Origin of the sequence: Bacillus sp. GMs2/2 (genome assembly GCF_050172095.1) — a bacterium.
GTDB lineage: Bacteria > Bacillota > Bacilli > Bacillales > Bacillaceae_G > Bacillus_A > Bacillus_A cereus.
Map to the genome: position 1 here is coordinate 1 of NZ_JBNLYE010000628.1, position 1,603 is coordinate 1,603.

The window sequence follows — 1,603 nt, forward strand, 5'->3', positions numbered from 1 at the left end:
TTTATCGTTTTATACACAATATATTTCATTATTGTTGAGATATACTAGCATCGCTTTCAATTCGCTTTTCTTTTTGGCTCAGTTTTTTATCTTTAGATTTTTTTAATGTTAAAGTCATACCAATAAAAATAAAAAGAATTCCTGTTATTTGCATTAAAGTTGGACGGAATCCAGTAAGTACAGTATCTAATAATATTGCCACTGCCGGATCCAAAAAAACTAATATTGAGATTGTTTTTGTAGATAAATAGCGTAAACTATCAAAAAACAGATAATATACTATCCCTGTGTGAATAAAACCAGTAGCTATAATATATGTCCAATTACTTTGAGTGAGGCCACTAAAAGCATCTAAATCTATAAATGGTATTAAAAGAAATATCCCCAAGAATGTTTGTAAAAATGTCATTGCATACGCACTCATTTTGTTAATCCCTTTACCAAATAAAGTTGTAAATGCATAAAAGAGAGCTGCAAGAAATCCCCATATCATACCTGAAGACATTAATGAACCGACAGAGAAACTTCCATCGATACCAGCAATTAATAAAGCTCCTGCAAAACACACAACTATTGAAATGATAGATATTAATGTTAATTTTTCTTTAAAGACGATACTTCCAATTAACAGTACAATTACTGGTGCAAGATGATAAACCGAGATAGCAATTGTAACTGACATATTTTCAAAGGCTTTAAATAAGAAAACCCAATTAAATACTAAGAAAAAGCCACATATTAAAACTTGAATAACTTCTTTTCGTTCCCATTTATCTTGTTTATATTGCCCTGTAAGCAACCAGCATACACTTAAAAATATTGTCGCAAAAATACACCTTACAAACACTAATTCAAACGAAGGTAAGTTTGTTTGAACTGAAAAAAATCCAACTGATCCAAAGATAACCATTGATGCTATCATCTTTAAAGCCGGTACCGTTTTCTCTTGCTTAAAACTTTTTTGAAGCAAATTAATCCCCCTCCAATAAAAACTCGGTTTATAGTGAGAAAAACACCAGCCTAAAAAAGGACAGGTGCTTTTCCTCAAAAACACTCAATTATAAATTTTTCCCAGCAGTCCAACCACCATCAATTACAAAATTAGAACCAGTAATAAAGCGGGCCTGTTCAGAAATCAAGTACTCAATACATGAAACAATATCCTGCGGCAACCCCCAAGTATCTAAAGATTGATTACTTTTTATCATAGACATCAAGGCTGTATTACTAAAGTATTCTTCTGTAAGTTCAGTTCTAATAACACCGGGAGAAATGCTATTCACCCTTATATTTTGCTTTCCAAATTCCATAGCCATCTGTTTAGTCAATCCGATTAAAGCATGCTTTGATGCAACATAAGCAGCTCGCTCTGGTTCAGCCATTAATCCAGAAACCGATGCTATATTCACAATACAACCTTTTATTTTCGATTCACACCATCGCTTAGCTACTTCCCTAGAAAGGATAAATGGGGCTACTAAATTTACATCAATTACTTTTTTAAACATATCATCGGATAAATGTAAAACAGGTGTTATCTCTCGAATACCAGCTGCATTTATTAATATATCAGGAGAAAGCTTTTCTAAATCTAATTGAGTAA

The 1,603-nt window shown here is 32.2% G+C and carries 2 protein-coding genes; both read right to left on the bottom strand.

All coding sequences use genetic code 11. From position 1 onward, the window contains the following. Positions 1-28: 28 nt before the first annotated feature. Positions 29-970 carry a DMT family transporter gene (locus ACQGS6_RS28080; RefSeq protein WP_000939630.1) on the bottom strand — a complete coding sequence of 314 codons (942 nt, stop codon included), beginning with the start codon at positions 968-970 and terminating at the stop codon, positions 29-31. Positions 971-1,058: 88 nt separating this feature from the next. Beyond that, positions 1,059-1,603, bottom strand: a 545-nt coding sequence (locus tag ACQGS6_RS28085) for an SDR family NAD(P)-dependent oxidoreductase (RefSeq protein ID WP_426965999.1), incomplete at its 5' end; no start/stop codon positions are given.